This is a genomic window from Pseudomonas sp. MBLB4123 (assembly GCF_051904775.1).
Taxonomy (GTDB): domain Bacteria; phylum Pseudomonadota; class Gammaproteobacteria; order Pseudomonadales; family Pseudomonadaceae; genus Aquipseudomonas; species Aquipseudomonas benzenivorans_B.
The window spans coordinates 1,586,926-1,613,390 of the sequence record NZ_CP196711.1; the positions used below are offsets into that span (position 1 = coordinate 1,586,926).

General features: G+C 67.2%; 27 protein-coding genes. 14 read left to right on the forward strand and 13 right to left on the reverse strand.

Annotated features, from left to right (window positions below; genetic code table 11):
- The first annotated feature begins 41 nt into the window (after window positions 1–41).
- The 4 genes from ACSX1C_RS07360 to ACSX1C_RS07375 all read left to right on the forward strand — a co-directional run bounded on the left by ACSX1C_RS07360 (window position 42) and on the right by ACSX1C_RS07375 (window position 4,380).
- On the forward strand, window positions 42–1,175 hold the full coding sequence (locus ACSX1C_RS07360) for an aminotransferase class V-fold PLP-dependent enzyme (protein WP_439888889.1): 1,134 nt from the start codon (window positions 42–44) through the stop codon (window positions 1,173–1,175).
- Window positions 1,176–1,215: 40 nt separating this feature from the next.
- Window positions 1,216–1,644, forward strand: a complete 429-nt coding sequence (locus ACSX1C_RS07365) for a GlcG/HbpS family heme-binding protein (RefSeq protein WP_439888890.1) — start codon at window positions 1,216–1,218, stop codon at window positions 1,642–1,644.
- Window positions 1,645–1,705: 61 nt separating this feature from the next.
- The gene (glyA, locus tag ACSX1C_RS07370) at window positions 1,706–2,959 is read left to right on the forward strand and encodes a serine hydroxymethyltransferase (protein WP_439888891.1); all 1,254 of its coding nucleotides are present in this window, start codon (window positions 1,706–1,708) and stop codon (window positions 2,957–2,959) included.
- Between the two features lie 38 nt (window positions 2,960–2,997).
- Window positions 2,998–4,380, forward strand: a complete 1,383-nt coding sequence (locus tag ACSX1C_RS07375; RefSeq protein ID WP_439888892.1) for an L-serine ammonia-lyase — start codon at window positions 2,998–3,000, stop codon at window positions 4,378–4,380.
- Window positions 4,381–4,745: 365 nt separating this feature from the next.
- On the opposite strand, the gene ACSX1C_RS07380 is transcribed toward ACSX1C_RS07375, so the two are convergent.
- The 6 genes from ACSX1C_RS07380 to ACSX1C_RS07405 all read right to left on the reverse strand — a co-directional run bounded on the left by ACSX1C_RS07380 (window position 4,746) and on the right by ACSX1C_RS07405 (window position 12,546).
- A complete protein-coding gene (locus tag ACSX1C_RS07380; RefSeq protein WP_439889382.1) occupies window positions 4,746–6,380 on the reverse strand; it encodes an electron transfer flavoprotein-ubiquinone oxidoreductase in 1,635 nt (544 codons plus the stop codon).
- 177 nt (window positions 6,381–6,557) lie between these two features.
- On the reverse strand, window positions 6,558–7,460 hold the full coding sequence (folD, locus tag ACSX1C_RS07385) for a bifunctional methylenetetrahydrofolate dehydrogenase/methenyltetrahydrofolate cyclohydrolase FolD (RefSeq protein ID WP_439888893.1): 903 nt from the start codon (window positions 7,458–7,460) through the stop codon (window positions 6,558–6,560).
- An 18-nt stretch (window positions 7,461–7,478) separates the two neighbouring features.
- Complete coding sequence (gene purU / locus ACSX1C_RS07390; RefSeq protein WP_439888894.1) at window positions 7,479–8,339, reverse strand: formyltetrahydrofolate deformylase; 861 nt, start codon at window positions 8,337–8,339, stop codon at window positions 7,479–7,481.
- Window positions 8,340–8,370: 31 nt separating this feature from the next.
- Window positions 8,371–9,300 (reverse strand): electron transfer flavoprotein subunit alpha/FixB family protein, encoded by a 930-nt coding sequence (locus tag ACSX1C_RS07395; protein WP_439888895.1) that lies wholly within the window; start codon window positions 9,298–9,300, stop codon window positions 8,371–8,373.
- 11 nt (window positions 9,301–9,311) lie between these two features.
- A complete protein-coding gene (locus tag ACSX1C_RS07400; protein ID WP_439888896.1) occupies window positions 9,312–10,064 on the reverse strand; it encodes an electron transfer flavoprotein subunit beta/FixA family protein in 753 nt (250 codons plus the stop codon).
- A gap of 31 nt (window positions 10,065–10,095) precedes the next feature.
- A complete protein-coding gene (locus ACSX1C_RS07405) occupies window positions 10,096–12,546 on the reverse strand; it encodes a GcvT family protein (RefSeq protein WP_439888897.1) in 2,451 nt (816 codons plus the stop codon).
- A 404-nt stretch (window positions 12,547–12,950) separates the two neighbouring features.
- On the opposite strand from ACSX1C_RS07405, the gene ACSX1C_RS07410 reads away from it, so the two are divergent.
- Window positions 12,951–14,273 (forward strand): TRZ/ATZ family hydrolase, encoded by a 1,323-nt coding sequence (locus tag ACSX1C_RS07410; RefSeq protein WP_439888898.1) that lies wholly within the window; start codon window positions 12,951–12,953, stop codon window positions 14,271–14,273.
- A 120-nt stretch (window positions 14,274–14,393) separates the two neighbouring features.
- A complete protein-coding gene (ubiG, locus tag ACSX1C_RS07415; RefSeq protein WP_439888899.1) occupies window positions 14,394–15,092 on the forward strand; it encodes a bifunctional 2-polyprenyl-6-hydroxyphenol methylase/3-demethylubiquinol 3-O-methyltransferase UbiG in 699 nt (232 codons plus the stop codon).
- Window positions 15,093–15,144: 52 nt separating this feature from the next.
- On the opposite strand, the gene ACSX1C_RS07420 is transcribed toward ubiG, so the two are convergent.
- A complete protein-coding gene (locus ACSX1C_RS07420; protein ID WP_255838042.1) occupies window positions 15,145–15,270 on the reverse strand; it encodes a hypothetical protein in 126 nt (41 codons plus the stop codon).
- 88 nt (window positions 15,271–15,358) lie between these two features.
- On the opposite strand from ACSX1C_RS07420, the gene mupP reads away from it, so the two are divergent.
- The 3 genes from mupP to ACSX1C_RS07435 all read left to right on the forward strand — a co-directional run bounded on the left by mupP (window position 15,359) and on the right by ACSX1C_RS07435 (window position 18,014).
- Window positions 15,359–16,030 carry an N-acetylmuramic acid 6-phosphate phosphatase MupP gene (mupP, locus tag ACSX1C_RS07425; protein WP_439889383.1) on the forward strand — a complete coding sequence of 224 codons (672 nt, stop codon included), beginning with the start codon at window positions 15,359–15,361 and terminating at the stop codon, window positions 16,028–16,030.
- A gap of 91 nt (window positions 16,031–16,121) precedes the next feature.
- Window positions 16,122–16,862 carry a YciK family oxidoreductase gene (locus ACSX1C_RS07430; protein ID WP_318645929.1) on the forward strand — a complete coding sequence of 247 codons (741 nt, stop codon included), beginning with the start codon at window positions 16,122–16,124 and terminating at the stop codon, window positions 16,860–16,862.
- A gap of 225 nt (window positions 16,863–17,087) precedes the next feature.
- Entirely contained in the window at window positions 17,088–18,014 is a 927-nt protein-coding gene (locus ACSX1C_RS07435) for a GGDEF domain-containing protein (protein ID WP_439888900.1), read from the forward strand.
- A 56-nt stretch (window positions 18,015–18,070) separates the two neighbouring features.
- Here the strand turns inward: ACSX1C_RS07435 and rluB are convergent, their stop codons facing one another.
- The 4 genes from rluB to ACSX1C_RS07455 all read right to left on the reverse strand — a co-directional run bounded on the left by rluB (window position 18,071) and on the right by ACSX1C_RS07455 (window position 22,172).
- Complete coding sequence (rluB, locus tag ACSX1C_RS07440; protein WP_439888901.1) at window positions 18,071–19,165, reverse strand: 23S rRNA pseudouridine(2605) synthase RluB; 1,095 nt, start codon at window positions 19,163–19,165, stop codon at window positions 18,071–18,073.
- A 161-nt stretch (window positions 19,166–19,326) separates the two neighbouring features.
- Entirely contained in the window at window positions 19,327–20,115 is a 789-nt protein-coding gene (scpB, locus tag ACSX1C_RS07445; protein WP_439888902.1) for an SMC-Scp complex subunit ScpB, read from the reverse strand.
- Window position 20,116: 1 nt separating this feature from the next.
- Complete coding sequence (locus ACSX1C_RS07450) at window positions 20,117–20,815, reverse strand: segregation and condensation protein A (protein ID WP_318646320.1); 699 nt, start codon at window positions 20,813–20,815, stop codon at window positions 20,117–20,119.
- A 142-nt stretch (window positions 20,816–20,957) separates the two neighbouring features.
- A complete protein-coding gene (locus ACSX1C_RS07455; protein WP_439888903.1) occupies window positions 20,958–22,172 on the reverse strand; it encodes a tryptophan--tRNA ligase in 1,215 nt (404 codons plus the stop codon).
- A gap of 204 nt (window positions 22,173–22,376) precedes the next feature.
- Here ACSX1C_RS07455 and ACSX1C_RS07460 point away from each other — a divergent pair, with 204 nt between their 5' ends.
- The gene (locus ACSX1C_RS07460; RefSeq protein WP_439888904.1) at window positions 22,377–22,733 is read left to right on the forward strand and encodes a PA2779 family protein; all 357 of its coding nucleotides are present in this window, start codon (window positions 22,377–22,379) and stop codon (window positions 22,731–22,733) included.
- A gap of 58 nt (window positions 22,734–22,791) precedes the next feature.
- On the opposite strand, the gene ACSX1C_RS07465 is transcribed toward ACSX1C_RS07460, so the two are convergent.
- Together ACSX1C_RS07465 and ACSX1C_RS07470 are read right to left on the reverse strand one after the other, a co-directional pair.
- On the reverse strand, window positions 22,792–23,418 hold the full coding sequence (locus ACSX1C_RS07465; protein WP_318645923.1) for an L-threonylcarbamoyladenylate synthase: 627 nt from the start codon (window positions 23,416–23,418) through the stop codon (window positions 22,792–22,794).
- Window positions 23,419–23,431: 13 nt separating this feature from the next.
- Window positions 23,432–24,295 carry a PHP domain-containing protein gene (locus tag ACSX1C_RS07470; protein WP_439888905.1) on the reverse strand — a complete coding sequence of 288 codons (864 nt, stop codon included), beginning with the start codon at window positions 24,293–24,295 and terminating at the stop codon, window positions 23,432–23,434.
- A gap of 155 nt (window positions 24,296–24,450) precedes the next feature.
- Here ACSX1C_RS07470 and ACSX1C_RS07475 point away from each other — a divergent pair, with 155 nt between their 5' ends.
- The 4 genes from ACSX1C_RS07475 (at window position 24,451) to ACSX1C_RS07490 (ending at window position 26,434) form a co-directional block, all read left to right on the forward strand.
- Window positions 24,451–24,750, forward strand: coding sequence for a YciI family protein (locus ACSX1C_RS07475; protein ID WP_318645921.1), 300 nt, complete (start codon window positions 24,451–24,453; stop codon window positions 24,748–24,750).
- Window positions 24,751–24,803: 53 nt separating this feature from the next.
- Window positions 24,804–25,208, forward strand: coding sequence for a translation initiation factor 2 (locus ACSX1C_RS07480; protein ID WP_439888906.1), 405 nt, complete (start codon window positions 24,804–24,806; stop codon window positions 25,206–25,208).
- A 6-nt stretch (window positions 25,209–25,214) separates the two neighbouring features.
- Window positions 25,215–25,892, forward strand: coding sequence for a response regulator transcription factor (locus ACSX1C_RS07485; RefSeq protein WP_439888907.1), 678 nt, complete (start codon window positions 25,215–25,217; stop codon window positions 25,890–25,892).
- A 131-nt stretch (window positions 25,893–26,023) separates the two neighbouring features.
- Window positions 26,024–26,434, forward strand: a complete 411-nt coding sequence (locus ACSX1C_RS07490) for a Spy/CpxP family protein refolding chaperone (protein ID WP_439888908.1) — start codon at window positions 26,024–26,026, stop codon at window positions 26,432–26,434.
- Window positions 26,435–26,465: the final 31 nt, after the last annotated feature.

Genomic DNA, 26,465 nt, shown 5'->3' on the forward strand with positions numbered 1-26,465 from the left:
CATAGTGAAAAACACAATAATTATTTCACGAGGGTGTAAAAATGAAAAATACCATCTCCAGCGTGGACCCCGACGGCCTGCTCGAATACTCGGTGGTCTATACCGACCGTTCCCTCAACCATATGTCGCAGTCGTTCCAGCAGGTGATGAACGACATTTCCAGCACCCTGAAGGAGGTCTACAACGCCCAGGCCGTGGCGATAGTGCCGGGGAGCGGCACCTTCGGCATGGAGGCGGTGGCCCGCCAGCTGGCCACCGCTCGACACTGCCTGGTGATCCGCAACGGCTGGTTCAGCTATCGCTGGACGCAGATCCTCGAGATGGGCGACATCCCCGCGGCGACCACGGTGCTCAAGGCCAGGCCGCTGAGCGAGCAGCGCCAGGCCGCCTTCGCCCCGCCGCCGCTGGAGGAAGTGCTCGCCGCCATCCTGGCGCACAGGCCCCAGGTGGTATTCGCCCCCCATGTCGAGACCTCGTCGGGGATGATGCTGCCCGATGCCTACCTGCGCGCCGTGGCCGATGCCGTGCACGACGTCGGCGGTCTGTTCGTGCTGGACTGCATCGCCTCGGGCACCCTCTGGGTGGACATGCAGGCCTGCGGCATCGATGTGCTGATCAGCGCGCCGCAGAAGGGCTGGAGCGGATCGCCCTGCTGCGCGCTGGTGATGCTCAGCCAGCTGGCCGTCGAGCGCGTCGACGCCACCCAGAGCAGCAGCTTCGCCTGCGACCTGAAGAAGTGGCTGCAGATCATGCAGGCCTACGAGCAGGGCGGCCATGCCTACCACGCCACCATGCCCAGCGATGCGCTGCGGCGCTTCCGCGACGTGATGAAGGAAACCCAGGCCTACGGCTTCGCCAGCGTGCGCGCCGAGCAACTGGAACTGGGCGAGCGGGTACGGGCGCTGCTGAGCCGCAAGGGCTTCAAGAGCGTCGCCGCCCCGGGCTTCGAGGCGCCCGGGGTGGTGGTTTGCTACACCGACGATGGCGAGATCAAGAACGGCAAGAAGTTCGCCGCCCAGGGCCTGCAGATCGCCGCCGGCGTGCCCCTGCAATGCGACGAGCCGGGCGACTTCCAGACCTTCCGCATCGGCCTGTTCGGCCTCGACAAGCTGAACAACATCGAACGCACCCTGGCGACGCTCGAGCAGGCCCTCGATGGCGTCCTCGGCGCCTGAGCGCAGCCCCCGAATCACTACGAGACTGAGGTCGATAACAATGAAAATGGTACCCAGACTTACCCTGGCCGACGCCCAGGTCATCATGCAGGCCTGCGTGCGCAAGGCCAAGGAAATCGCCGTCGACATGGACATCGCCATCACCGACGACGCCGGCCACCTGCTGCTGTTCCAGCGCATGGACAACGCCCGCATCACCAGCATCGACATCGCCCTGGGCAAGTCCTTCACCGCCTCAGCCGCCCGCAAATCCACCCGCGCCTACGGCGAAGTGAGCGTGCCCGGCAAGCCGGCCTTCGGCATCAACACCAGCAACCAGGGGCGCTTCTCCATAGTCGCCGGCGGCCTGCCGCTGTTTCTCCACGAACAGATCATCGGCGGCATCGGCTGCAGTTCGGGCACCCCGGACCAGGACGAACTGGTCGCCCAGGCCGGCGTCGAAGCCTTCCAGGCCTACGTCATCAACTGACCCCCTGCCGGGTGCCGGGCGCGACCTGCGCCTTGGCCCCGGCCGCAGGAGATAGCACCCCATGTTCCGCAAACAAGACCAAATCCAGGGCTACGACGACGAACTGCTGGCGGCGATGAACGCCGAAGAAGCGCGTCAGGAGCATCACATCGAGCTGATCGCCTCGGAAAACTACTGCAGCAAGCGCGTCATGGAAGCCCAGGGCAGCGGCCTGACCAACAAGTACGCCGAAGGCTATCCGGGCAAGCGCTACTACGGCGGCTGCGAGCACGTCGACGTGGTCGAGCAACTGGCCATCGACCGCGCCAAGCAGTTGTTCGGCGCCGATTTCGCCAACGTCCAGCCGCACTCCGGCTCCTCGGCCAACAGCGCCGTCTACCTGGCCCTGCTCAACGCCGGCGACACCATCCTGGGCATGAGCCTGGCCCACGGCGGCCACCTGACCCACGGCTCCAAGGTCAGCTCCTCCGGCAAGCTGTACAACGCCGTGCAGTACGGCCTGGACACCGCCACCGGCCTGATCGACTACGACGAGGTCGAGCGCCTGGCCGTCGAGCACAAGCCGAAGATGATCGTCGCCGGCTTCAGCGCCTACTCCAAGACCCTGGACTTCCCGCGCTTCCGCGCCATCGCCGACAAGGTCGGTGCGCTGCTGTTCGTCGACATGGCCCACGTCGCCGGCCTGGTCGCCGCCGGCCTGTACCCGAACCCGATTCCGTTCGCCGACGTGGTCACCACCACCACCCACAAGACCCTGCGCGGTCCGCGTGGCGGCCTGATCCTGGCCAAGGCCAACCCGGAGATCGAGAAGAAGCTCAACGCCGCGGTCTTCCCCGGCGCCCAGGGCGGCCCGCTGATGCACGTGATCGCCGCCAAGGCGGTGTGCTTCAAGGAGGCCCTGGAGCCGGGCTTCAAGGACTACCAGCAGCAGGTGATCAGGAACGCCCAGGCCATGGCCAAGGTCTTCGTCGAGCGCGGCTATGACGTGGTCTCCGGCGGCACCGACAACCACCTGTTCCTGGTCAGCCTGATTCGCCAGGGCCTGACCGGCAAGGATGCCGACGCGGCGCTGGGCCACGTCGGCATCACGGTGAACAAGAACGCCGTGCCGAACGATCCGCAGTCGCCGTTCGTCACCTCGGGCCTGCGCATCGGCACCCCGGCGGTGACCAGCCGCGGCTTCAAGCAGGGCCAGTGCATCGAGCTGGCCGGCTGGATCTGCGACATCCTCGACCGCCTCGGCGACGAGGACGTGGAGGCCCGCGTCGCCACCCTGGTGGCCGACCTGTGCGCGGACTACCCGGTCTACGCCTAGCAGCGCCCTCCGCCACTGCCACTCCAAGAGGCCGGTCTATGGCTATCAGTCTGTTCGATCTGTTCAAGGTGGGCATAGGGCCCTCGAGTTCCCATACCGTGGGGCCGATGCGCGCGGCGCAGATGTTCGCCCAGCGGCTGCACAACGACGCGCTGCTCGAGCGCGTGGCGCGGGTGCGCACCGTGCTCTACGGCTCGCTCGGCGCCACGGGCAAGGGCCACGGCAGCGGCGCGGCGGTCCTGCTCGGACTGGAGGGACACGCCCCCGACCTGGTCGACCCGCAGATCATGGCACCGCGCGCCGAGGCCATCCAGGCCGGCGGGCGCCTGCGCCTGCTGGAGCGCCACGAGATCGCCTTCCAGGCCGAGGACGACCTGGTCTTCCACCGCAGCGAATCCCTGCCCTTTCATCCCAATGGCATGATCTGTACGGCCTTCGATGCCGCCGGCCACGAGCTGTGCCGCAAGACCTACTACTCGGTCGGCGGCGGCTTCGTCGTCGGCGAGGACAGCGCCGGCGCCGGCGTCATACAGGCCGCGACAGTGCCATTGGTGCACGACTACAAGTCGGCGGACCAGTTGCTGCAGATCTGCCAGGACACGGGCCTGTCGATCGCCGAGGTGACCCTGGAGAACGAGAAGCAGTGGCGCAGCGAAGAGCAGATCCGCCGCGAGATCCTGGCGCTCTGGCAGGTCATGCAGGACTGCGTCCAGCAGGGCATCCGCAACGAGGGCATCCTCCCCGGCGGCCTGAAGGTCAAACGCCGGGCCGCCGCCTGGTACCGGGACCTGAAGAACCGCCAGCGCATGGACCTGATCACCCCGTCCCTGGGCGCCATGGACTGGGTCAACCTCTATGCCCTGGCGGTGAACGAGGAGAATGCCGCCGGCGGGCGCATCGTCACGGCCCCGACCAACGGCGCCGCCGGCATCATTCCGGCGGTCCTGCACTACTACCTGAACTTCTGCCCGAACGCCGACGAGGAGGGGGTGATCCGCTTCTTCCTCGCGGCCTCGGCGATCGGCTTCCTGTTCAAGGCCAAGGCCTCGATCTCCGGCGCCGAAGTGGGCTGCCAGGGCGAGGTCGGCTCCGCCTGCGCCATGGCCGCGGCGGGCCTGGCCGAGGCCGTCGGCGCCACCCCGCAACAGGTGGAGAACGCCGCCGAGATCGGCATGGAGCACAACCTCGGCCTGACCTGCGACCCGGTCGGCGGCCTGGTCCAGGTGCCCTGCATCGAACGCAACGCCATGGCCGCCATGAAGGCCATCAACGCCGCGTCCATGGCCCTGCGCGGCGACGGCCATCACTTCGTCTCCCTGGACAAGGTGATCAAGACGATGCGCGACACCGGCCGGGACATGCTCGACAAGTACAAGGAGACCTCCCGCGGCGGTCTCGCGGTCAACGTCATCGAGTGCTGAGCGGCCCATGGCCTGGCGGGCGGCAGGCAAGCCGCCCGCCAGGCCAGGCCGCGACAGGACACGCAACGCCCTCCCCCTGCAGCCAGGCTCTGCCGATCCCCCTAGCCGGACTCGAGCCGGCTTAGACGCCTGGCGCAGATCACTGGCCAGCCTCCGTCCGGTTGCGCCATACCCCACCCCGATACGCCCGCCGGCAACCACACGCTGGGCTGGCCGGCCGAAGCCGCCAGCCCAGCGGAAAAGGGCCGCGCGCTCCCCAAAAAAAGCACGAACCGATGTTCGTGCCTCCAGGAAAGTGCCGCCTGCAAGGCTGACCGCCTTCCCAGCGCCCCCGCAGGCGCCAGAGGCGGCAGCACGGAGAACCCTCACATGTTCGGGTAGCTGGGGCCGCCGCCGCCTTCCGGCGCCACCCAGCGGATGTTCTGGGCCGGGTCCTTGATGTCGCAGGTCTTGCAGTGCAGGCAGTTCTGCGCGTTGATCTGCAAGCGCTTGCCCGCCTCCTCCTCGACCACCTCGTAGACCCCCGCCGGGCAGTAGCGCTGCGCCGGCTCGAGGTAGCGCGGCAGGTTGTGCTGCATCGGCACATCCGGGTCCAGCAATTGCAGATGGCAGGGCTGATCCTCGACGTGGTTGGTGTTGGACAGGAACACCGAGGACAGCTTGTCGAAACTCAGCACGCCATCCGGTTTCGGATAGTGGATCGGCGGGCAGAGCGCCGCCGGCTTCATCTGCGCATGGTCGGGCAGCGGGTCGCGCAGGCGGATCGGCAGCTTGCCACCGAACAGGTTCTGCTCGATGAAGTTGAAGGCGCCGCCCAGCACGGGGCCGAACTTGTGCAGCGCCGGCCCGAAGTTGCGGCTGGCCTGCAGCTCCTGGTACAGCCAGCTGGCCTCGAAGCGCGCGCGGTAGCCCGACAGCTCGTTGCCGCCAGCGTCGCCCTGGCGCAGCGCCTCGAACACCTCCTCGGCCGCCAGCATCCCCGACTTCATCGCCGTGTGGGTGCCCTTGATCTTGGCGAAATTCAGGGTGCCGGCGTTGCAGCCGATCAGCAGCCCGCCCGGGAAGCTCATCTTCGGCAGGGCATTGAAGCCGCCCTTGGCGATGGCGCGCGCGCCGTAGGCGACGCGCTTGCCGCCCTCCAGGTACTGGGCCAGCGCCGGGTGATGCTTGAGCCGCTGGAACTCGTCGAAGGGGCTGACGTGGGGGTTCGAATAATTCAGGTCGACGATCAGGCCGACGACGACTTGGTGGTTGTCGCCGTGGTAGAGGAAGAAACCGCCCGAGGTGCCGTCGCTCAGCGGCCAGCCGCTACCGTGCAGGACCAGCCCGGGGCTGTGCTTGCTCGGCTCGATGTCCCACAGCTCCTTGATCCCCAGGCCGTAGTGTTGGCTGTCGGCCTCGGCATCCAGGGCGAAGCGCTGGTACAGCGTCTTGCCCAGGTGCCCGCGGCAGCCCTCGGCGAACAGGGTGTACTTGGCATGCAGCTCCATGCCCGGCATGAAGCCGTCGCTGGCCTGGCCGTCGCGGCCGACGCCCATGTCGCCGGTGGCGATGCCCTTGACCGAGCCGTCCTCGCGGTACAGCACCTCGCTCGCCGCGAAGCCGGGGAAGATCTCCACGCCCAGGGCCTCGGCCTGCTCGGCCAGCCAGCGGCACAGGTTGCCCAGGCTGATGATGTAGTTGCCCGCGTTGTGCAGGGTCTTGGGCACCATCCAGTTGGGCAGGCGCAGGGCGCGCCGCGGGTCGCGCAGCAGCAGGATCTGATCCTGCGCCACCCGGGTGTGCAGCGGCGCGCCGCGCTCGGCCCAGTCGGGAAACAGCTCATCCAGCGCGCGGGTCTCCAGGATAGCCCCGGAGAGGATATGGGCGCCGACCTCCGAGCCCTTCTCGACCACACAGACACTCAGCTCCTGTCCCGTGGCCCGGGCCTGTTGCATCAACTTGCAGGCGGCGGCCAGCCCCGACGGCCCAGCACCGACGATGACGACATCGAACTCCATGGATTCACGCGCAGTCTGGCTCACGAAAATGTTCCTTGTTGTTATGGCTAGCCGCGACCGGCACGGCTAGCGGATTGACTCGGCTGCGCAAAACGGGCGCAGGGGCAGGCCGCCGCTGCGCGTCGGGACGCGCAGCGGATGGGCTTGTCTGGGGACTCGGGCGCCGCAGGCGGCGCGTTAGCGGATGCGCTGCCGGGCGGCGCTCAGGGTATTGCGCAACAGGCAGGCCACGGTCATCGGCCCGATGCCGCCGGGCACCGGCGTCAGCGCGCCGGCCACCGGCGAAGCCGCGGCGAAGTCGACGTCGCCGACCAGCTGCGACTGCCCCTGCGCGTCCTCGACCCGGTTGATGCCGACATCCAGCACCGTGGCGCCCGGCTTGATGTGCTCGGCGCCGATCAGCCCCGGGCGGCCGACCGCCACCACCAGGATGTCGGCCCGGCGGCACTCCTCGGCCATGTCGCGGCTGCGCGAATGCACGGTGGTGACCGTGCAGTGGGCATTGAGCAGCAGTTGCGCCATCGGCTTGCCGACGATATTGGAACGCCCGACCACCACCGCCTTGCGGCCGCTGAGGTCGCCCAGACGGTCCTGCAGCAGCAGCAGGCAGCCCAGCGGGGTGCAGGGCACCAGCCCCGGCTGCCCGGCGCTCAGGCGGCCGACGTTGTAGGGATGGAAGCCGTCGACATCCTTGTCCGGCGCGATGGCCTCGATCACCGCGGCCTCGCTGATGCCGGCCGGCAACGGCAGCTGCACCAGGATGCCGTCGACCCGCTCATCGCGGTTGAGCGAGTCGATCAGGGCCAGCAGCTCGGCCTCGCCGGTGTCGGCCCCCAGCAGGTGGGGGAAGGAGGCGATGCCCACCTCCGCGGCCTGGCGCATCTTGGTGCGCACATAGACCTGGCTGGCCGGGTCGCTGCCCACCAGCACCACCGCCAGCCCCGGCTGGCGCCCCGTCTCGCGCAGGAAGCCGGCCGCGCCCTCGGCCACCTCGCCGCGCAGCTTCGCGGCGAAGGCCTTGCCGTCGATCAGCTCGGCCGCGGCTGCAGCCGGGTGGATTTCGCTCGCCAGATCGCTCATCGGTGCCAGTCCTCTCTCTTAGAAAACAACGGTGCGCAGCCCGTTCAGGAACACGCGGTGGGACACGTGATACTTCACCGCCCGGGCCAGCGCCTGGGCCTCCATGTCACGACCGATCTGGGTCAGGTGCAGGGCATCGTGGGAGTGATTCACCCGGTCGACCATCTGCTCGATGATCGGCCCCTCGTCGAGGTCGCCGGTGACGTAGTGCGCGGTCGCCCCGATCAGCTTCACGCCGCGGTCGTAGGCCTGGTAGTAGGGCTTGGCCCCCTTGAAGCCCGGCAGGAAGGAGTGGTGAATGTTAATGCAGCGACCGGCCAGTTTCTGGCTCAGTTCGTCGGACAGCACCTGCATGTAGCGCGCCAGCACCACCAGCTCGGTGCCGGTGCCCTCGATGATCTCCAGCAGGCGGGCCTCCTGCTGCGGCTTGGTGTCCTTGGTCACCGGCAGGTGGATGTACTCGATGCCTTCGTGCTCGGCCATCGCCCGCAGGTCTTCGTGGTTGGAGACGATGGCGGTGATGTCGATCGGCAGCTCGCCGGTCGCCCGGCGGTAGAGCAGATCGCGCAGGCAGTGGTCGTACTTCGACACCATGATCAGCACCTTGGCGCGCTCGGAGGCGTCGTGGATCTCCCAGTCCATCTCGAAGCGCAGCGCCGTGACCTCGAAGGCCGCCTTCAGCTGTTCGACGCTGAAGGTGCGCTCGCCCTCGAAGACGAACTCGATGGTGGAGAAGAAGCGACCCGAGTCCAGGTCGTCGAACTGGTGAAGTTCCTTGATGAAACAGCCCCGATCGGCCATGAAGTTGCCGATGGCGGCGACGATGCCGACCCGCCCCGGGCAGGAAACCTTGAGGATATACGAGGGTTTGTTCTTCATTTCGTTTCTCTTCTGACTCGCACGGGTTGAATTAGAGCGCCGCCTCGAGCTGCGGCAGGACCTCGAACAGATCGCCGACAATACCGTAATCGGCCACCTGGAAGATCGGTGCATCGGCATCCTTGTTGATCGCCACGATCAGCTTGGAGTCCTTCATGCCCGCCAGGTGCTGGATGGCCCCGGAGATACCCACGGCGATGTACAGCTCCGGCGCCACCACCTTGCCGGTCTGGCCGACCTGCAGGTCGTTCGCGGCGAAGCCGGCGTCCACCGCGGCACGCGACGCACCGACCGCGGCGCCGAGCTTGTCGGCGACCGCCTCGAGCAGGGCGAAACTTGCACCACTGCCCATGCCGCGTCCACCGGAAATCACGATGCGCGCCGTCGCCAGCTCGGGCCCCTCGGACTTGGCCGCGGTGCGGCCGACCACCACGGCGCCCTCACGGGCCGCCGGAGCCGACCGGCTCAGCTGCTCGGCGGCGCCGCCGCTGGCAGCCACCGCCGCGAACTTGGTGCTGCGCACGGTGATCACCTTGACCGCCTCGCGACTGCGGTAGGTGGCCAGGACGTTGCCGGCGTAGATCGGCCGCTCGAACGTCTCGGCGTCGATCACCGCACTGATGTCGGAGAGCTGGGCCACGTCCAGCAGGGCGGCGACCCGCGGCATCAGGTTCTTGCCGAAGCTGTTGGCCGGGGCCAGCAGGTGGCTGTAGCCCTCGGCGCATTCGCGCACCAGCGGCGCCAGGTCCTCGGCCACCGGTTGCCCGAGGTGCTCGGCGTCGACGCTGATCACCCGGCGCACCCCGGGGATGGCCGCGGCCGCCTGGCTGACGGCGGCGCAGCCGTGGCCCATCACCAGCAGGTCGATGTCACCGCCGATCTGCTGCGCAGCGCCGAGGGTGTTGAAGGTGGCGGCCGCGATGGCGGCGTTGTCGTGTTCGACTATTACGAGACTGGACATTCTTCGACTCCCTAGAGCACTGCCGCTTCGGTTTTCAGTTTGGCCACCAGCTCGGCGGCATTGGCTACCAGTACCCCACCGGCCTGGCGCACGGGCGGCTCGGCCGCCGACAGCAGCTCCAGGCGTGGGCTCAGATCGACGCCCAGCTCGTCGGCCGTGACCTGCTCCAGGGGCTTCTTCTTGGCCTTCATGATCGCCGGCAACGAGGCGAAGCGCGGCTCGTTCAGGCGCAGATCGACGCTGACCACCGCCGGCAGCGCGAGGGCCAGGGTCTCCAGGCCGCCGTCGACTTCGCGCACCACCTCGAGCTTGCCGTCGGTCAGCTGCAGGCCCGAGGCGAAGGTGCCTTGCGGCCAGTCCAGCAGCGCCGCCAGCATCTGCCCGGTCTGGTTGCAGTCGTCATCGATCGCCTGCTTGCCGAGCATCACCAGTTGCGCCGACTCCTTGGCCACCAGCGCCCGCAGGGCCTTGGCCACCGACAGCGGCTCGGTGATTCCACCGTACGGGATGAGAATCGCCCGGTCGACGCCCATCGCCAGGGTCTGGCGCAGGGTTTCCTGGGCCTTCTCCGGGCCGATGGACACGGCCACCACCTCGCTGGCGATCCCGGCCTCCTTGAGCCTGATCGCCGCCTCGACGGCGATCTCGTCGAAGGGGTTGATCGCCATCTTGGCGTTGTCCAGGTCCACGCCCGAGCCGTCCGGTTTGACTCGTACCTTTACGTTGTGGTCGATGACCCGCTTCACGCCTACCAAGATCTTCATGCGCTGTTCTCCTGCTTGAATGCCTAATCAATCAACACTTGATGCGTTCGTTAGTCGGGTCGTAGAAGGGCCGCAGCGACGGCTGCACCTTGTAACGCACGCACTCCACCTCGATCTCGAACTGGGCGTTCTCCAGCCATTCCTTGGTCACGCCCGGGCCATGCTCGACATAGCCCATGGCGATGCCGGTGCCCAGGGTGTGGCCGAACATCCCGGCCGTGGTGCGGCCGACTATCCGGCCATCGGCGTAGATCGGCTCCTCGTGGTAGCACAGCGGTTCGGGATCCTCGAACAGGAAGGCCACGAAGCGCTTGCTCAGGCTGCCCTTGGCCTTCTGCGCCAGCAGCGCTTCCTTGCCGATGAAGCCGCCGGGCTTGTCGAAGTCGACGGCGAAGCCCAGGCCGGCTTCGAGCGGCGTGTCTTCGTCGGTGATGTCGTGGCCCCAGTGGCGGTAGCCCTTCTCCATGCGCAGCGAGTTCATGGTGTGGTAGCCGTAGGGGCGGATGCCGAACTCCTGGCCCGCGGCCAGCACCGCCTCGTACACGCTCGGCGCGTACTCGGTGGGGATATACAGCTCCCAGCCCAGCTCGCCGACGTAGGTGATGCGCGAGGCGCGCACCACGGCATAGTTCAGGTCGATCTCCCGCGACGTGGCGAAGGGGAAGCCCTCGTGCGACAGGTCGGCCTCGGTCAGCTTGCTCAGGGTCTCGCGCGAGCTCGGCCCCATGACCGTGACCACCGCGTAGGCCGAGGTCATGTCGGTGATCGCCACCCGGGCGTTCGCGGGCTTGTTGCGCTTGAGCCAGTCGAGGTCGCGGTTCTGGCAGGCCACCCCCGAGACCACCAGGAAGCGGTCGGCGGCCAGGCGGGTGACGGTGACGTCGGCCTCGATGCCGCCGCGCTCGTTCAGCCACTGGGTGTAGACCATGCGGCCCACCGCCACCGCGACGTTGTTGGCGCAGATGCGGTTGAGGAAGGCCTCGGCGTCGGCCCCCTCGACCTGGTACTTGGAGAAGGAACTCTGGTCGATCACGCCGACCGCGTTGCGCACGGTGGCATGCTCCAGGGCATTGTTGGCGAACCAGTTCTGCCGGCCGAAGGAGTATTCGTACTCCGCCTTCTGCCCCTCGGCGGCGAACCAGTTCGCCCGCTCCCAGCCGTTCTCCACGCCGAAGCAGGCGCCCTGGGCCTTGAGCTGCTCATGCAGCACGGAGCGGCGCACGCCGCGGGCGGTCTTGAACTGCTTGAACGGGTAGTGGGTCTCGTACAGCAGGCCCAGGGACTCGGTGGTGCGCTCGTACAGGTAGCGCTGGGTGCCCTGGAACGGCATGTTGCGGCGGATGTCCACGCCCCACAGGTCGCGCGGCGCATGGCCCTTGTGAATCCACTCGGCGAGCATCTTGCCGGCGCCGCCGGCGGACTGGATGCCCACCGAGTTGAAGCCGGCGGCGACGAAGTAGTTCTTCAGCTCCGGGGCCTCGCCGATGTGGTAGCGGTCGTCCGGGGTGAAGGATTCCGGGCCATTGAAGAACACCTGCAGACCGGTGCGTTCGAGCACCGGCAGGCGGTGCATCGCCGACTCCAGATAGGGCTCCAGGTGGGCGAAATCGGTGGGCAGCTCGTCGAAGCAGAAGCTCTCCGGGATGCCCTCCATGCCCCAGGGCTTGGCGTTGGGCTCGAAGGTGCCGATCAGCAGCTTGCCGGCATCCGGCTTGTAGTAGTTGAAGCCGTCCATGTCGCGCAGGGTGGCCAGGTCGCGGCCCAGCTCGGGGATGCTTTCGGTCACCACGTAGTAGTGCTCCGCCGCGTGCAGCGGCACGTTGACCCCGGCCTTGCGGCCGAACTCGCGGGCCCACATGCCGGCGCAGTTGACCACGTACTCGGCGTCGATATCGCCCTGCTCGGTGACCACCCCGGCGGCGCGGCCGTCGCGGATCTTGATGTCCAGCACGCGGGTGTTCTCGAAGATCCGCGCGCCGCCCAGGCGCGCGCCCTTGGCCAGCGCCTGGGTGGTGTCGACCGGGCTGGTCATGCCGTCCATCGGCAAGTGGATGGCGCCGATCACGTCGTCGATGTTCAGCAGCGGCCACAGCTCCAGCGCCTGCTCCGCGCCGATCAGGTGGCAGGGAAAGCCCGCCACCTTGGCCATCGAGGCGCCGCGCTTGATCTCCGCCAGGCGCTCCTGGTTGGTGGCGATGGTCAGCGAGCCGTTGCGCACGAAACCGGTGGCCTGGCCGGTCTCGGCCTCCAGCTGCTCGTAGAGGCTGGCGCTGTAGTTGGCCAGCATGGACATGGTGTAGTTGGCGCGCAGGGTCGGTACCAGGCCGGCGGCGTGCCAGGTGGTACCGCAGGTCAGGGTCTTGCGCTCGAGCAGCACGACATCGCGCATGCCCAGCTTGGTCAGGTGGTAGGCCAGACTGCAGCCGATCACGCCGCCACCCACTATCACCACTTGCGCCTGATTCGGCATTGAGCTGCTCATAAACCCTCTCTCTTGTTCTCGTTGGCCGGTTCGCAATGGGAGGCTCGCGTGCATCGACCCCGGCGCGCGAAGACGCCCCGCCGCAGCCGCTCCCTCCTCGCTCGATCTGCCTGGACAAGCCGCACGCCAACCAGGCAAAGCAATCGCCCAAAAGCGTGAACTTGAAGATCATCTACCCGGGCAAAATGATGCTATACACAATAAAAAAATGTATCAATGAAAAACATAAATATTTTTTCATTTTATTGAAAACAAAGAGCGCGAAATCACTCCTATAGACGCCGACTCGTCAGGACCTTCAGCTAGCCGGCCAGAAACCAAGCGGTCAGCGTCGGGGTTTCGGCTTCAAGCCCGCGACATTCCCCTATAAACTCGCCCTTTTCAGCCCGCCGGAAGCCCACCCCATGTCCGCAGCCCCACTCGACCTCCTCCTGCTCCCCACCTGGCTGGTGCCGGTGGAACCGGCCGGCGTGGTGCTGCACGAGTACGGCCTGGGCATCCGCGACGGGCGCATCGCCCTGCTCGCCCCCCGCGCCGAAGCCCTCAAGCAGCCAGCCCTGGAAGTGCGCGAACTGCCGGGCCGCCTGCTGACGCCGGGCCTGATCAACGCCCACGGCCATGCCGCCATGACCCTGTTCCGCGGCCTGGCCGACGACCTGCCGCTGATGACCTGGCTGCAGGAGCACATCTGGCCCGCCGAGGCCAAATGGGTGGATGAGGACTTCATCCGCGACGGCACCGAACTGGCCATCGCCGAGCAGCTCAAGGGCGGCATCACCTGCTTCTCGGACATGTACTTCTTTCCCGCGGCCGCCAGCGAACTGGTGCACAAGAGCGGCATTCGCGCCCAGATCACCATTCCGGTGCTGGACTTCCCCATCCCCGGCGCCCGCGATGCCGATGAAGCGCTGCGCAAAGGCCTGGAGCTGTTCGACGACCTCAAGCAGCACCCGCGCCTGAAGGTGGCGTTCGGCCCCCACGCCCCCTACACCGTGAGCGACGACAAGCTGGAGAACATCCGCATGCTCGCCGAGGAGCTGGATGCCGGCATTCACATGCACGTGCAGGAGACCGCCTTCGAGGTGCAACAGAGCCTCGAACTGCACGGCGCGCGCCCCCTGGCACGCCTGGCACGCCTCGGCCTGCTCGGCCCGCGCTTCCAGGCCGTGCACATGACCCAGGTCGACGACGATGACCTGGCGCTGCTGGTGGACAGCAACAGCAGCGTGATCCACTGCCCCGAGTCCAACCTCAAGCTGGCCAGCGGCTTCTGCCCGGTGGAGCGGCTCTGGCAGGCCGGCGTCAACGTCGCCATCGGCACCGACGGCGCGGCCAGCAACAACGACCTGGACCTGCTCGGCGAGACCCGCACCGCCGCCCTGCTGGCCAAGGCCGTAGCCGGCTCGGCCACCGCCCTGGACGCCCACCGCGCCCTGCGCATGGCCACCCTGAACGGTGCCCGCGCCCTAGGCCTGGACGCGCAGATCGGCTCACTGGAACCGGGCAAGCTCGCCGACCTGACCGCCTTCGACCTCTCCGGCCTGGCCCAGCAACCGGTCTACGACCCGGTCTCGCAACTGATCTATGCCAGCGGGCGCAACTGCGTCGAACATGTCTGGGTGGCCGGCAAGTCGCTGCTCGACGGCGGCCGCCTGACCCGCCTGGACGAACAGCGCATCATCGCCAATGCCCGCGCCTGGGGCGCGAAAATCGCCGGCCGGGCTTAGGCGCTGCGACAAACTGACATACATTGAGCCACCCGCGAGCGCGCACCGCACGCGAGGAAACTGGCACCATAGGCGCCCGAGCCCCGAACCTCCGGCCTGCCGCTCTACCCAGGAAACCCCATGAGCAACGTCGATCACGCCGAAATCGCCAAATTCGAAGCCCTCGCCCACCGCTGGTGGGATCGCGAGAGCGAGTTCAAGCCGCTGCACGACATCAATCCGCTGCGGGTCAACTGGATCGACGAGCGCGTCGGCCTGGCCGGCAAGCGCGTGCTCGACGTCGGCTGCGGCGGCGGCATCCTCAGCGAGGCCATGGCCCTGCGCGGCGCAAGCGTCACCGGCATCGACATGGGCGAGGCGCCGCTGGCGGTGGCCCAGCTGCACCAGCTGGAGTCCGGGGTATCGGTGGAGTACCGGCAGATCACCGCCGAGGCGATCGCCGCGGAACTGCCCGGGCAGTTCGACGTGGTCACCTGCCTGGAGATGCTCGAGCACGTGCCGGACCCGGCCTCGGTGATCCGCGCCTGCCACGCCCTGGTCAAGCCCGGCGGCCAGGTGTTCTTCTCCACCATCAACCGCAACCCCAAGGCCTACCTGTTCGCGGTGATCGGCGCCGAATACCTGCTGCGCCTGCTGCCGCGCGGCACCCACGACTTCAAGAAGTTCATCCGCCCCTCCGAGCTGGGCGCCTGGAGCCGCGCCGCCGGCCTGGAGGTCAAGGACATCATCGGCCTGACCTACAACCCGCTGACCAAGCACTACAAGCTGGAAGCCGACGTCGACGTCAACTACATGATCCAGACCCTGAAGGAGGCCTAGGGCGTGCCATTGGTTATTTCCCTGCTGCGTTGCCGCCAGAAAACCGGCCAGGCTAGGCGCTGGCCGCAGGCAATGGTTGCTCCATTGCCAAGGACAGCAACAACGCATGGCCGATTTTCTGACGCAACCCATAGGGCCGGGTCTGTTTTGGCGCGATGCGGCGTTTCTCGCCGCTCATTTGAAACAACCAAACTTCACGGCTCGTGCCTTGCCTCGCGCCAAAACAGACTCCGGCGCAGCGAGGGAAATGGCCAATGACACGCCCAATGCGCCTGCGCGCGGTTCTTTTCGACATGGACGGCACCCTGCTCGACAGCGCGCCGGACTTTATCGCCATCTGCCAGGCGATGCGCGCCGAACGTGGCCTGCCCCCCATCGCCGACAAGCTGATTCGCGACCAGATCTCCGGCGGCGCCCGCGCCATGGTTGCCGCCAGCTTCGCCCTGGACCCGCAGGACGCGCTGTTCGAACCCCTGCGCCTGGAATTCCTCGAGCGCTATCAGCAGCATTGCGCCGTACTCACCCGCCCGTTCGACGGCATCGAACAGCTGCTCGCCGACATCGAGCGAGCCAGGCTGATCTGGGGCGTGGTCACCAACAAGCCGCTGCGCTTCGCCGAACCGATCATGCAGCAACTGGGCCTGGCCGAACGCTCGGCCATTCTGATCTGCCCGGATCACGTGACCCGCAGCAAACCCGACCCGGAGCCCATGACCCTGGCCTGCAGCCGCCTGGACCTGGAGCCGGCCAGCGTGCTGTTCGTCGGCGACGACCTGCGCGACATCGAGTCGGGCCGCGCCGCCGGCACCCGCACCGCGGCGGTGACCTATGGCTACATCCACCCCGAAGACAACCCGAGGAACTGGGGCGCCGACGTGGTGGTCGACCACCCGCTGGAATTGCGCGCCGTGCTCGATCGCGCGCTGTGTTCCTGCTGAGGGGCCGCGCCACAGATTCTTCGGTGCGCTCGGCCGCCCCGGGCCAACCACTAAACTCAGCCACTACCACGCATAAACGAGGCGCTTCCCCATGTTCGACTATTCCGCCCGCCCCGACCTGCTCAAGGATCGCGTGATTCTGGTCACCGGCGCCGGCCGCGGGATCGGCGCCGCCGCCGCCCAGACCTTCGCCGCCCATGGCGCCACCGTGCTGCTGCTGGGCAAGACCGAAGAACACCTGAGCAAGGTCTACGACGCCATAGAAGCGGCCGGCCACCCGCAACCCGCGGTGATCCCCTTCAACCTGGAAACCGCCTTGCCGCACCAGTACGACGAGCTGGCGGCGATGATCGAGCGCGAGTTCGGCAAGCTCGACGGCCTGCTGCACAACGCCTCGATCATCGGCCCGCGCACGCCGCTGGAGCAGCTCTCCGGCGACAACTTCATGCGCGTGATGCAGGTCAACGTCAACGCCACCTTCATGCTCACCAGCACCTTGCTGCCGCTGCTCAAGCTCGCCCCGGACGCCTCGGTGGTCTTCACCTCCAGCAGCGTCGGGCGCAAGGGCCGCGCCTACTGGGGCGCCTACGCGGTGTCCAAGTTCGCCACCGAGGGCCTGATGCAGGTGCTGGCCGACGAACTCGACGGCATCGCCAGCGTGCGCGCCAACAGCGTCAACCCGGGCGCCACCCGCACCGACATGCGGGCCCAGGCCTACCCGGGGGAGAACCCGGCGAGCAACCCGGCGCCCGAGGCGATCATGCCGGTCTACCTGTACCTGATGGGGCCCGACAGCAACGGCGTCAACGGTCAGGCCTTCGACGCCCAATGAGGGCTTCGCCGCTCGCCAGGGCGGCAAAAAATTGGCGCATCGCCGCTCACCGGCAGAGGATTGCCGCCAAATAATCATGGCAAACAGCCATTAGCGGCCAATGGCCTTTATGCGCAACGCATAAAGGCCTGAATTAAAAAGCTTTTCCGCCGAATATGAACCTTTGGCACGATATTCGCTCCTACCCCTCTGTCCACGCACTAAAGCGCCAGAGGTTTAGCGTTTATGGGTCCTTCGAGCCAGACCAACACCATAGATTTCGATGCAGCGAAGCTGAAGCGCCTGGGCTTTTCCAATCAGCACACCCGCCCCCTGCGCCGAACCAACCTGGCGCAACTGCGCCAGCAGCTCGCCCTGCAGCTGCAGACCAGCCTGGACGCCGAGCGCGTGCTGTCGCTGTTCTTCGCCGCCGTGCAGCGCCTGGTGCCCCTGGATGCCCTGAGCTACCAGCAGCCGATCAGCGACCTGCGCCTGGAACTGGGTGAACGCGCCAGCCACTCCGCCGCCTACCGCCTCAGCCATGACGGCGAGTACCTCGGCGAGCTGGTGTTCCGTCGCAAGCTGCGCTTCAGTGACGAGGAGCTCGCTCAGCTGGAGTCGCTGCTGGCCAGCCTGCTGTTCCCCCTGCGCAATGCCCTGCTCTATCGTGCGGCCATCCAGGATGCCCTGCGCGACCCGCTGACCGGTACCGGCAACCGCATCGCCATGGACCAGACCCTGGCGCGCGAGGTCGAGCTGGCGCGGCGCAACCTGTTGCCGCTGTCCTTGCTGATGCTGGATCTCGACCACTTCAAGCAGGTCAACGACAAGCATGGCCACAGCGTCGGCGACGAAGTCCTCAAGGCGGTCGCCACCACCCTGAAGAATCAGCTGCGCAACGTCGACATGGTGTTCCGCTATGGCGGCGAAGAGTTCCTCGTGCTGCTGTCCGGCACCCCTCGCGAGGCCGCCGGGATGATCGGCGAACGCCTGCGCCACGCCGTGCTGGAACTGCAGTGCCTGGACCAGGGGCGACCCATCGAGCTGTCGATCAGCCTCGGCTGCGCCACCCTGCTGCCCGGCGAGGCGGCAGACAGCCTGCTACGCCGCGCCGACAGCGCGCTCTATGTCGCCAAGCGCGACGGCCGCAACCGCCTGACCATGGCCGGCTGATACGACCGAAACGAAAAAAGGGGCTCGATGAGCCCCTTTTTGCCGCGACCGCCCGCTTACTGCGGCTTGCGGCTACCGCGGCCGGACCCCGGACGCTGACCCTCTCCGGCCGGCTGACCGCGACGCTTGCTCGGCGCCGCCGCTGGCTTGCGGGCCGGGCGCTCGGCCAGCTCCACGCCCGGGCGCTTCTTGCGCACGTCCTGAGGACGCTCGGCCACCGGCGTGCTCCGCCCGGAGCGGCTCGACTCGGCCTCGGCCGGCCCGCCATGGGCCGGGCGCAGGGTACGCGGCTGACGCTCGCCGCGGCCGACCGGCTTGGCCGATTTGCGCTGCAGGCGGTCGAGCTTGTCGCGCACCTTCTCCTTCATCTGCGGCAAGGCCTGGGGCTTGAGGCCGACCTCTGCGCTGAGGATGTCCACCTCGCGCTGGCTCATTTCCCGCCAGCGCCCCATGGTCAGGTCGGAGGTCAGGAACACCGGACCGAAGCGCACCCGCTTCAGGCGGCTGACCACCAGCCCCTGGGACTCCCACAGGCGGCGCACCTCGCGGTTGCGCCCTTCCATCACCACACAGTGATACCAGTGATTGAAGCCCTCTCCCCCCGGCGCCTCCTTGATGTCGGTGAACTTGGCCGGACCGTCCTCGAGCATCACCCCGGCCTTCAACCGCTCGAGCATCTCCTCGTCGACCTCGCCGCGCACGCGCACGGCATACTCGCGGTCCATTTGATAGGAGGGATGCATCAGGCGATTGGCCAGCTCACCGTCGGTGGTGAACATCAGCAGACCGGTGGTATTGATGTCGAGGCGGCCGATATTGATCCAGCGTCCGTCCTTCGGTCGCGGCAGGCGGTCGAACACGGTCGGCCGGCCCTCGGGATCGTCGCGGGTGCAGATTTCGCCATCGGGCTTGTTGTAGATCAGCACGCGGCGCACGCTCTCCGCGGCCTCTTCGCGCTTGATCAGCCGACCATCGACGGCGATGGCATCATGCAGGTCGACCCGCGCGCCGAGGCTGGCGGTGACGCCATTGACCTTGACCCGGCCCTGCTCGATCCAGGCCTCGATTTCCCGGCGCGAGGCCAGGCCCATGCGGGCCAGGACCTTCTGCAGCTTCTCGCCAGCGGGGCTATGTTGTTCGGCTTCACTCATCTGGGCACCTCCCGGTGTTTCTCTAGTGAGGGACGACGGCATGTCGTCGAAGGGGCGCGCATGATACGCCGTTCGCCGGCCGCGCGCACGGACTGAGACTGGTCGCAGGGCGACTGCCCGTCGGTTTTCCAACGAGCGCCGAGCCGAGGCCGCTGCCGCGCTCAACGCCCGCCGAGATCGGCTTCGTCCGCCGGCTCCTCTAGTTCTTGCGGAACGCCGTCCGAACCGGCTTCCGGCAAGTCGTCGAAATCGCTCTTGAGCCCCTGCTCCATGGCGTCCAGCTCGGCCAGCAGGCTGCCGAAGCTGGTTTCCCCGCGCGCCTCGCCGGCCGGCGCATCGGCCGCCGCCAGGTCGGCACGTGCCTGCAGCCCGGCCGGCACCGCCGGATCATCGTCCAAGGGCAGCGGCTCGGGCTCCAGTTCGCGTAGCGCCGCCAGCGGCGGTAGCTCGTCGAGGCTCTTGAGGTTGAAATGGTCGAGAAAGGCCTTGGTGGTCGCAAACATTGCAGGCCGGCCCGGCACGTCGCGATGGCCGACCACGCGGATCCACTCGCGCTCCAGCAGGGTCTTGACGATCTGGCTGTTGACCGCCACCCCGCGCACATCCTCGATCTCGCCGCGGGTGATCGGCTGGCGGTAGGCGATCAGCGCCAGGGTCTCCAGCATGGCCCGGGAATAGCGCTGCGGGCGCTCCTCCCACAAACGGCCGACCCAGGGGGCGAAGCGCTCGCGCACCTGCAGGCGGTAACCCGAGGCCACCTCCTTGAGCTCGAAGGCACGTCCCTCGCAGGACTGCCGCAGCAGCTCCAGGGCCTCCCTGAACACCGTCGAGGGCGGCCGTTCGCGCTCCTCGAACAGCTCGCACAGACGCTCCAGGGATTGCGGCTTGCCGGAGGCCAGGAGGAAGGCTTCCAGCAGGCCGGCCAGTTCGCGGGGATCGCTCAGGTTCATGTCATTCGGCTCGCGCACGTACGTGGATAGGCCCGAAGGCCTCATTCTGCACCAGCTCGACCAGGGATTCCTTGATCAGCTCGAGCACCGCCATGAAGGTCACCACCACCCCCAGACGCCCCTCCTCCGCGGCGAACAGCTCGACGAAGGGCACGAAGGCGCCGCCCTTGAGGCGCTCGAGTACCTCGCTCATGCGCTCGCGGGTGGACAGCGCCTCGCGGGTCACCTGGTGGCTCTCGAACATGTCGGCCCGCCGCAACACCTCGGCCATCGACAGCAGCAGCTCTTCCAGGCTGACGTCCGGCAGCAGCTTGCGCGCCCGCGCCTGGGGCGCCTCCAGATGCGGCACCGTGTGATCGCGGCCGACCCGCGGCAACAGGTCGAGCCCCTCGGCCGCGGCCTTGTAGCGCTCGTACTCCTGCAGGCGGCGGATCAGCTCGGCGCGCGGGTCCTCTTCGTCTTCCTGCGCCTCGCTGGAGCGCGGCAGCAGCATGCGCGACTTGATCTCCGCGAGCATGGCGGCCATCACCAGGTATTCGGCGGCCAGCTCCAGGCGCACCGACTGCATCAGCTCGACATAGCCCATGTACTGCCGGGTGATCTCCGCCACCGGAATGTCCAGCACGTCGATGTTCTGCTTGCGGATCAGGTACAGCAGCAGGTCCAGGGGCCCCTCGAAGGCCTCGAGGAAGACCTCCAGCGCATCCGGCGGGATATACAGGTCCAGAGGCAGCTCGGTGACGGCCTGGCCATAGACCAGGGCGAACGGCAACTCCTGCTGGGCGCCGGCCTGGCTATCGGCGGGTTCATCGGGCGGCGCTGGGTTCATGGGCAGAATCGACTCAGCGGTAGTTCAGGCCCATGGCCAGACGCACTTCGGCCAGGGTCTCGCGCGCCTCGTTGCGCGCGCGCTCGGCGCCCTCGGCGAGGATGCGGCGGACCAGATCGAGGTCGCTCTGGTAATCCACGGCGCGCGCCTGCAGCGGCTTCAGTTCCTCCTGCACCGCTTCGATCAACGGCCCCTTGCACTCCAGGCAGCCGATCCCCGCACTCGTGCAGCCCTGCTGCACCCACTCGCAGGTCTGCTCGCTGGAGTACACCTGATGCAGGGGCCACACCGGGCAGTGCGCCGGGTTGCCGGGGTCGCTGCGGTGCACCCGGGCCGGGTCGGTCGGCATGCGGCGGATCTTCTCCTCCACCTCGACGGCGCTGTCGCGCAGGAAAATCGCGTTGCCGTTGCTGTTGGACATCTTGCCGCCATCCAGTCCCGGCAGCTTCGGCGCTTCGCCGAGCAGGGCCTGGGGCTCGGGCAGCAGCACCTTGCCGCCGCCCTCCAGGTAGCCGAACAGGCGCTCCTTGTCGCCCAGGGTGATGGTCTGCTGCTCCTTGAGCAGCGCCCGGGCGGTCTCCAGGGCCTCGACATCGCCCTGCTGCTGGAAGGCCTTGCGCAGGTTGTTGTACAGCGTCGCGGTCTTCTTGCCGAGCTTGCCGATGGCCGCCTCGGCCTTGTCCTCGAAACCCGGCTCGCGGCCGTAGAGATGGTTGAAACGCCGCGCCACCTCGCGGGCGAACTCGATGTGCGCCACCTGGTCGGCGCCGACCGGCACCACACCGGCGCGGTACAGCAGGATGTCCGCCGCCTGCAGCAGGGGGTAGCCGAGGAAGCCGTAGGTGCCGAGGTCCTTGCCCCGGGGTTGCTCCTGCTGTTCCTTGTAGGACGGCACCCGCTCCAACCAGCTGAGCGGGCAGATCATCGACAGCAGCAGATGCAGTTCGGCGTGCTCGGGCACTTGGGACTGGATGAACAGGGTCGCGGAGCTGGGGCTGACACCGGCGGCCAGCCAGTCCACCGCCATGTCCATGACATGCTGGGAGAGCTGGCCGACCTGTTCGTAGTCGGTGGTGAGCGCATGCCAGTCGACGATGCAGAAATAGCATTCGTAGGCGTGCTGCAACTTGACCCAGTTCTTCAGCACACCGTGATAGTGGCCGAGGTGCAAACGGCCACTGGGGCGCATGCCGGACAGCACGCGGCGCTCGGAGTCAACAAGGCTCAAACCGGTTTACCTGAAGGTTCCCACAAAGGCGCGAAGTATAGCGGGGCCGAAGGCCACAACGAAACCAAGGACGCGGGAACCGGCCGACCGGCGCATCTGTCCAAATTACGATGCCGTCTGGCGCATGCAGTGAGGCGCGCGGGCAGCTCTCCGCACAGCCCCAGGCGGCTGCCTGCGGCTACCATCCCGCCCTGGGAGAATCGCATGAAAATCTTCGCCAAGACCTTGGGGCTCGCCTTCCTTGTCGCCTGTCTAGGCGCCGCCCTGCAGATGCCGGCCCATGCGCAGATGATCGGCACCGCCGAAGTCCTTGCCGCACAAACCGACCCGGCCGATCGCGACGCACTTCGGCAGTTTCTCGATCGCCACGACGTCGCCGAACAACTGCAAGCCATGGATGTGCCTGCCGTAGAGGCGCGCAAGCGGGTCGATGCACTGACCCCCGCAGAGGCAGCCAGCCTCGTCCAACGGATCGATGCATTGCCGGCCGGCGGTGCGCTGAGCGGCAGCGATGTGATCATCATCTTGCTGGTGGCGATTCTGGTGGTGTTGATTCTCTGAACACCGGCTGAACGGTCCGCGTAAAGTGCCGCGCGCCTACTGGCGTACACCACCGGCACTAGTCCTCGACGAACGGCTTCGGGTCGCCGCAGCCTATGCGCAGCACCTGTGCCTCGTCCTCGAGCAGGCTGACCACGGTCGATGCCTCCAGCCCGCCAACGCCGCCGTCGATGATCAGGTCGACCTGATGCTCGAGAATCTGGCGCATCTCATGGGGATCGCTCAGCGGCAGCGTATCGCCCGGGAGTATCAGGCTGATACTCATCAGCGGCTCGCCGAATTCCTCCAGCAGCGCCAGGGCGATCGGATCACCCGGCACACGCAGACCAATGGTACGGCGCTTGGGGTGCAGCAACATGCGCGGCACCTCGCGGGTGGCATTGAGGATGAAGGTGTAGGGGCCCGGGGTATGGTTCTTCAGCAAGCGAAAGGCGCCGGTGTCGACCTTGGCGAACAGGCTGAGCTGGGACAGGTCGCGGCACAACAGGGTGAAATTGTGCTTGTCGTCGAGCTGGCGCAGGCGGCGGATGCGCTCCAGTGCGTTCTTGTCGCCGATACGGCAGCCAACCGCATAACAGGAGTCGGTCGGGTAGATCACCACGCCGCCCGCCCTGATGATCTCCACCGCCTGCCTGATCAGGCGCAACTGCGGGTTTTCCGGGTGAACCTGGAAAAATTGACTCACACTAACTCCCTGTTCAGATTGCGGCAGACTGCTGGACATTTCGAAAACGCGCCCAAAGGGGCGGGAGGTCTTGCGGAACGGGACGGTACATCCCCAGCTCCGACCACTCGCCAGGTGCATGGAAATCGCTGCCGGCGCTCACCAGCAGACCGAATTCACGGGCCAGGATCGCCAGGCTGCCCACCTGCTCGGCCGGTTGCATGCCATTGACCACCTCCAACGCATGACCGCCGGCCTGGACGAAATCGGCAATCAGCTTGCGCCGCTTACTACGAGTAAAGTCGTAGTGCCACGGGTGTGCCAGGCTGATCCAGGCGCCGGCCTGGCGCAGGGTGTCGACGGCCTCGACCAGGGTCGGCCAGTGCTGTTTGACGTCGCCCAATTTGCCCGAGCCGAGCCACTTGCGAAAGGCCTCGGCACGATCCTTGACGTGCCCGGCGCGCACCAGAAACTCGGCGAAATGCGGGCGGGCCGGGGCGTTGCCGCTGTCCCCCAACGCCTGCTGCACCGCCCGCGCGCCCTCCAGGGCACCCGGCATGCCCTTGGCCTCCAGGCGCCTGGCAATTTCCTCGGCACGCAGCCAGCGCCCCTGATGCAGGTCGGCAATCGCCTGACACAGGGCCGGCGCGTCGCAGTCGAAGGCATACCCCAGCACATGGATGGTTGCCCCGCCCCAGGTGCAGGACAGCTCGATGCCGCTGACCAGGTGCATATCCAGGGATTGTGCGGCCGCGCGCGCTTCAGCCAGCCCTTCGAGGGTGTCATGGTCGGTCAAGGCGAGCAGCCTGACGCCCCGCTCATGCGCCCGAGCGACCAGCACGGCAGGCGCCAGTGCGCCGTCGGAGGCCGTGCTGTGGCAGTGCAAATCAACTTCCATAGGAGCATTTTCCGAATATTTATGTTTGTTATTATGCCGTCACCTGCCGGCTTGCGCCGCCACAACGCGACATTTCCTCGACTCGCCCCATCGCCGCCAACTGCCTGCAAGCTGCACCTGTCGGCCAGTTCGCCAGACGCCAACAAGGACCCGAAATGCTCTACGCCATTATCGCCACCGACGTCGAAAACTCCCTGGAGAACCGCCTGGCCGCCCGCCCCGCCCACCTCGCGCGGCTGGAGCAGCTGAAGCAGGAAGGCCGCCTGGTCCTCGCCGGCCCGCATCCGGCGATCGACAGCAACGATCCGGGCCCCGCCGGCTTCACCGGCAGCCTGATCGTCGCCGAGTTCGACTCCCTCAACGCGGCACAGAGCTGGGCCGACGCCGATCCCTACCGCGCCGCCGGCGTGTATGCCTCGGTGCAGGTCAAGCCCTTCAAGTTGGTCCTGCCGTAAGCAGAACAACAGCCACGCTGCACGCCGATATCCGTCAGGAAATAGGAGTTCCGATGCGCCCAGGCCTTAAACCGTTGCTCTTTACCCTATGGCTAGCGCCCTTGCACCTGCATGCCGAGGAAGAGGCCGGGCAGCCCCTGCCCCAAGCCGAGGCCGTGCAGGCACAGCTGCAAACCCTGGAGCAGCGCCTGGCGGCCAGCGAGCAGCAGCGCGAGGCGCTGAAGGCCGAGTTGCAGGCCAACAACGGCGAGCGGGAATCGGCGCAGCTGCGCCGTCTGCGCCAGGAGAACCAGCGCCTCAAGCTGCAGCTCAAGAAAGTCCAGGCCGAGTCGCCGACGCACTTGCTCAGCGAGCAGCAAACCTGGTTTGCCATCGGCGCCGGAGCGGGACTGCTCGGGGTGCTCATCGGCGCGCTGCTCAGGGGCAATCGTCGCACCCGCCGCGAATGGATCAATTGAAGCCCCATGAATGAGCTGCTGTTGATCGATGACGACATCGAACTGTGCGAACTGCTGGCCAGCTGGCTGACCCAGGAAGGCTTCCAAGTCAGGGCCTGCCATGACGGCAACGGCGCCCGCCAGGCCCTGAGCGACCAGCGTCCGGACGCGGTGGTGCTCGATGTGATGCTGCCCGACGGCAGCGGCCTGGAACTGCTCAAGCAACTGCGCGGCGAACATCCTGAGCTGCCGGTCCTCATGCTGTCCGCCCGCGGCGAGCCGCTGGACCGGATTCTCGGCCTGGAACTCGGGGCCGACGATTACCTGGCCAAACCCTGCGACCCCCGCGAACTCACCGCCCGCCTGCGTGCCGTGCTGCGACGCAGCTCGCCCCCGGCAGTTGCCAGCCAGTTGGAGCTGGGCGACCTGCGCTTCAGCCAGGCCCGCGGGGTGGCCAGCATCGGCGAGCACGAAGTCGCCCTGACGCTCTCCGAAAGTCGTGTGCTCGAAGCCCTGCTGCAACAACCGGGCGAATCGGTCGACAAGCAGGAGCTGGCGCAACTGGCCCTGGGCCGCAAATTGACGCTCTACGACCGCAGCCTGGACATGCACGTCAGCAATCTGCGCAAGAAGCTCGGCCCTCACCCGGACGGACGCCCGCGCATTCTCGCCCTGCGTGGCCGCGGCTATTACTACAACGCCTGAAGGGACGGCCGCATACCTGGCCGGCAGCGTCTTTACCCAGGCTTTACCCTGGCCTGACCGCCCTTGACCTTGCCCGCCCTAGACTGGGCTCATCCGGCAACCGGCCGGTTCCCAGACTCAGGAGATCCATGATGCGCAAGACAATCACCGCCGCGCTGCTCGCACTGTCCCTACCGACCCTGGCCCTGGCCATGCCCGAAGGAGGCCCGCGCCACGGTGGCGAACACCAGATGCGAATGTTCCACGAACTGGACCTGAGCAAGGCGCAACAGCGCGAGATGCGCAAGTTGATGGGCGAGCAGATGAAGAACCGCCACGCCATCACCCAGCGCTACCTCGACAAGCTGCCCGCCGCCGAGCGCAAGGCCATGCAGGACGAGCTGCAGGCCGCCAAGCAACAGCAGCACAGCGCCATGCGCGCCCTGCTCAAGCCCGAACAACGCAAAGCCTTCGACGAACAGCTGAAGAAGAGGGAAGAGCGACGCGCCGAGCGCGAGGCCTTCAAGGCCTGGAAAGACGAACAGGCGAAGAAGGCCGAGTAGAACTGCCACAGCCCCGTCCTCCCGACTCGAT

Bases quoted from the DNA above. Each gene is read 5' to 3' on its own strand.
- ACSX1C_RS07360 (WP_439888889.1), top strand. From the start codon at position 42: ATGAAAAATACCATCTCCAGCGTGGACCCCGACGGCCTGCTCGAATAC.
- ACSX1C_RS07365 (WP_439888890.1), top strand. From the start codon at position 1,216: ATGAAAATGGTACCCAGACTTACCCTGGCCGACGCCCAGGTCATCATG.
- glyA (WP_439888891.1), top strand. From the start codon at position 1,706: ATGTTCCGCAAACAAGACCAAATCCAGGGCTACGACGACGAACTGCTG.
- ACSX1C_RS07375 (WP_439888892.1), top strand. From the start codon at position 2,998: ATGGCTATCAGTCTGTTCGATCTGTTCAAGGTGGGCATAGGGCCCTCG.
- ACSX1C_RS07380 (WP_439889382.1), bottom strand. From the start codon at position 6,380: ATGGAGTTCGATGTCGTCATCGTCGGTGCTGGGCCGTCGGGGCTGGCC.
- folD (WP_439888893.1), bottom strand. From the start codon at position 7,460: ATGAGCGATCTGGCGAGCGAAATCCACCCGGCTGCAGCCGCGGCCGAG.
- purU (WP_439888894.1), bottom strand. From the start codon at position 8,339: ATGAAGAACAAACCCTCGTATATCCTCAAGGTTTCCTGCCCGGGGCGG.
- ACSX1C_RS07395 (WP_439888895.1), bottom strand. From the start codon at position 9,300: ATGTCCAGTCTCGTAATAGTCGAACACGACAACGCCGCCATCGCGGCC.
- ACSX1C_RS07400 (WP_439888896.1), bottom strand. From the start codon at position 10,064: ATGAAGATCTTGGTAGGCGTGAAGCGGGTCATCGACCACAACGTAAAG.
- ACSX1C_RS07405 (WP_439888897.1), bottom strand. From the start codon at position 12,546: ATGAGCAGCTCAATGCCGAATCAGGCGCAAGTGGTGATAGTGGGTGGC.
- ACSX1C_RS07410 (WP_439888898.1), top strand. From the start codon at position 12,951: ATGTCCGCAGCCCCACTCGACCTCCTCCTGCTCCCCACCTGGCTGGTG.
- ubiG (WP_439888899.1), top strand. From the start codon at position 14,394: ATGAGCAACGTCGATCACGCCGAAATCGCCAAATTCGAAGCCCTCGCC.
- ACSX1C_RS07420 (WP_255838042.1), bottom strand. From the start codon at position 15,270: ATGAGCGGCGAGAAACGCCGCATCGCGCCAAAACAGACCCGGCCCTAT.
- mupP (WP_439889383.1), top strand. From the start codon at position 15,359: ATGCGCCTGCGCGCGGTTCTTTTCGACATGGACGGCACCCTGCTCGAC.
- ACSX1C_RS07430 (WP_318645929.1), top strand. From the start codon at position 16,122: ATGTTCGACTATTCCGCCCGCCCCGACCTGCTCAAGGATCGCGTGATT.
- ACSX1C_RS07435 (WP_439888900.1), top strand. From the start codon at position 17,088: ATGGGTCCTTCGAGCCAGACCAACACCATAGATTTCGATGCAGCGAAG.
- rluB (WP_439888901.1), bottom strand. From the start codon at position 19,165: ATGAGTGAAGCCGAACAACATAGCCCCGCTGGCGAGAAGCTGCAGAAG.
- scpB (WP_439888902.1), bottom strand. From the start codon at position 20,115: ATGAACCTGAGCGATCCCCGCGAACTGGCCGGCCTGCTGGAAGCCTTC.
- ACSX1C_RS07460 (WP_439888904.1), top strand. From the start codon at position 22,377: ATGAAAATCTTCGCCAAGACCTTGGGGCTCGCCTTCCTTGTCGCCTGT.
- ACSX1C_RS07470 (WP_439888905.1), bottom strand. From the start codon at position 24,295: ATGGAAGTTGATTTGCACTGCCACAGCACGGCCTCCGACGGCGCACTG.
- ACSX1C_RS07475 (WP_318645921.1), top strand. From the start codon at position 24,451: ATGCTCTACGCCATTATCGCCACCGACGTCGAAAACTCCCTGGAGAAC.
- ACSX1C_RS07480 (WP_439888906.1), top strand. From the start codon at position 24,804: ATGCGCCCAGGCCTTAAACCGTTGCTCTTTACCCTATGGCTAGCGCCC.
- ACSX1C_RS07485 (WP_439888907.1), top strand. From the start codon at position 25,215: ATGAATGAGCTGCTGTTGATCGATGACGACATCGAACTGTGCGAACTG.
- ACSX1C_RS07490 (WP_439888908.1), top strand. From the start codon at position 26,024: ATGCGCAAGACAATCACCGCCGCGCTGCTCGCACTGTCCCTACCGACC.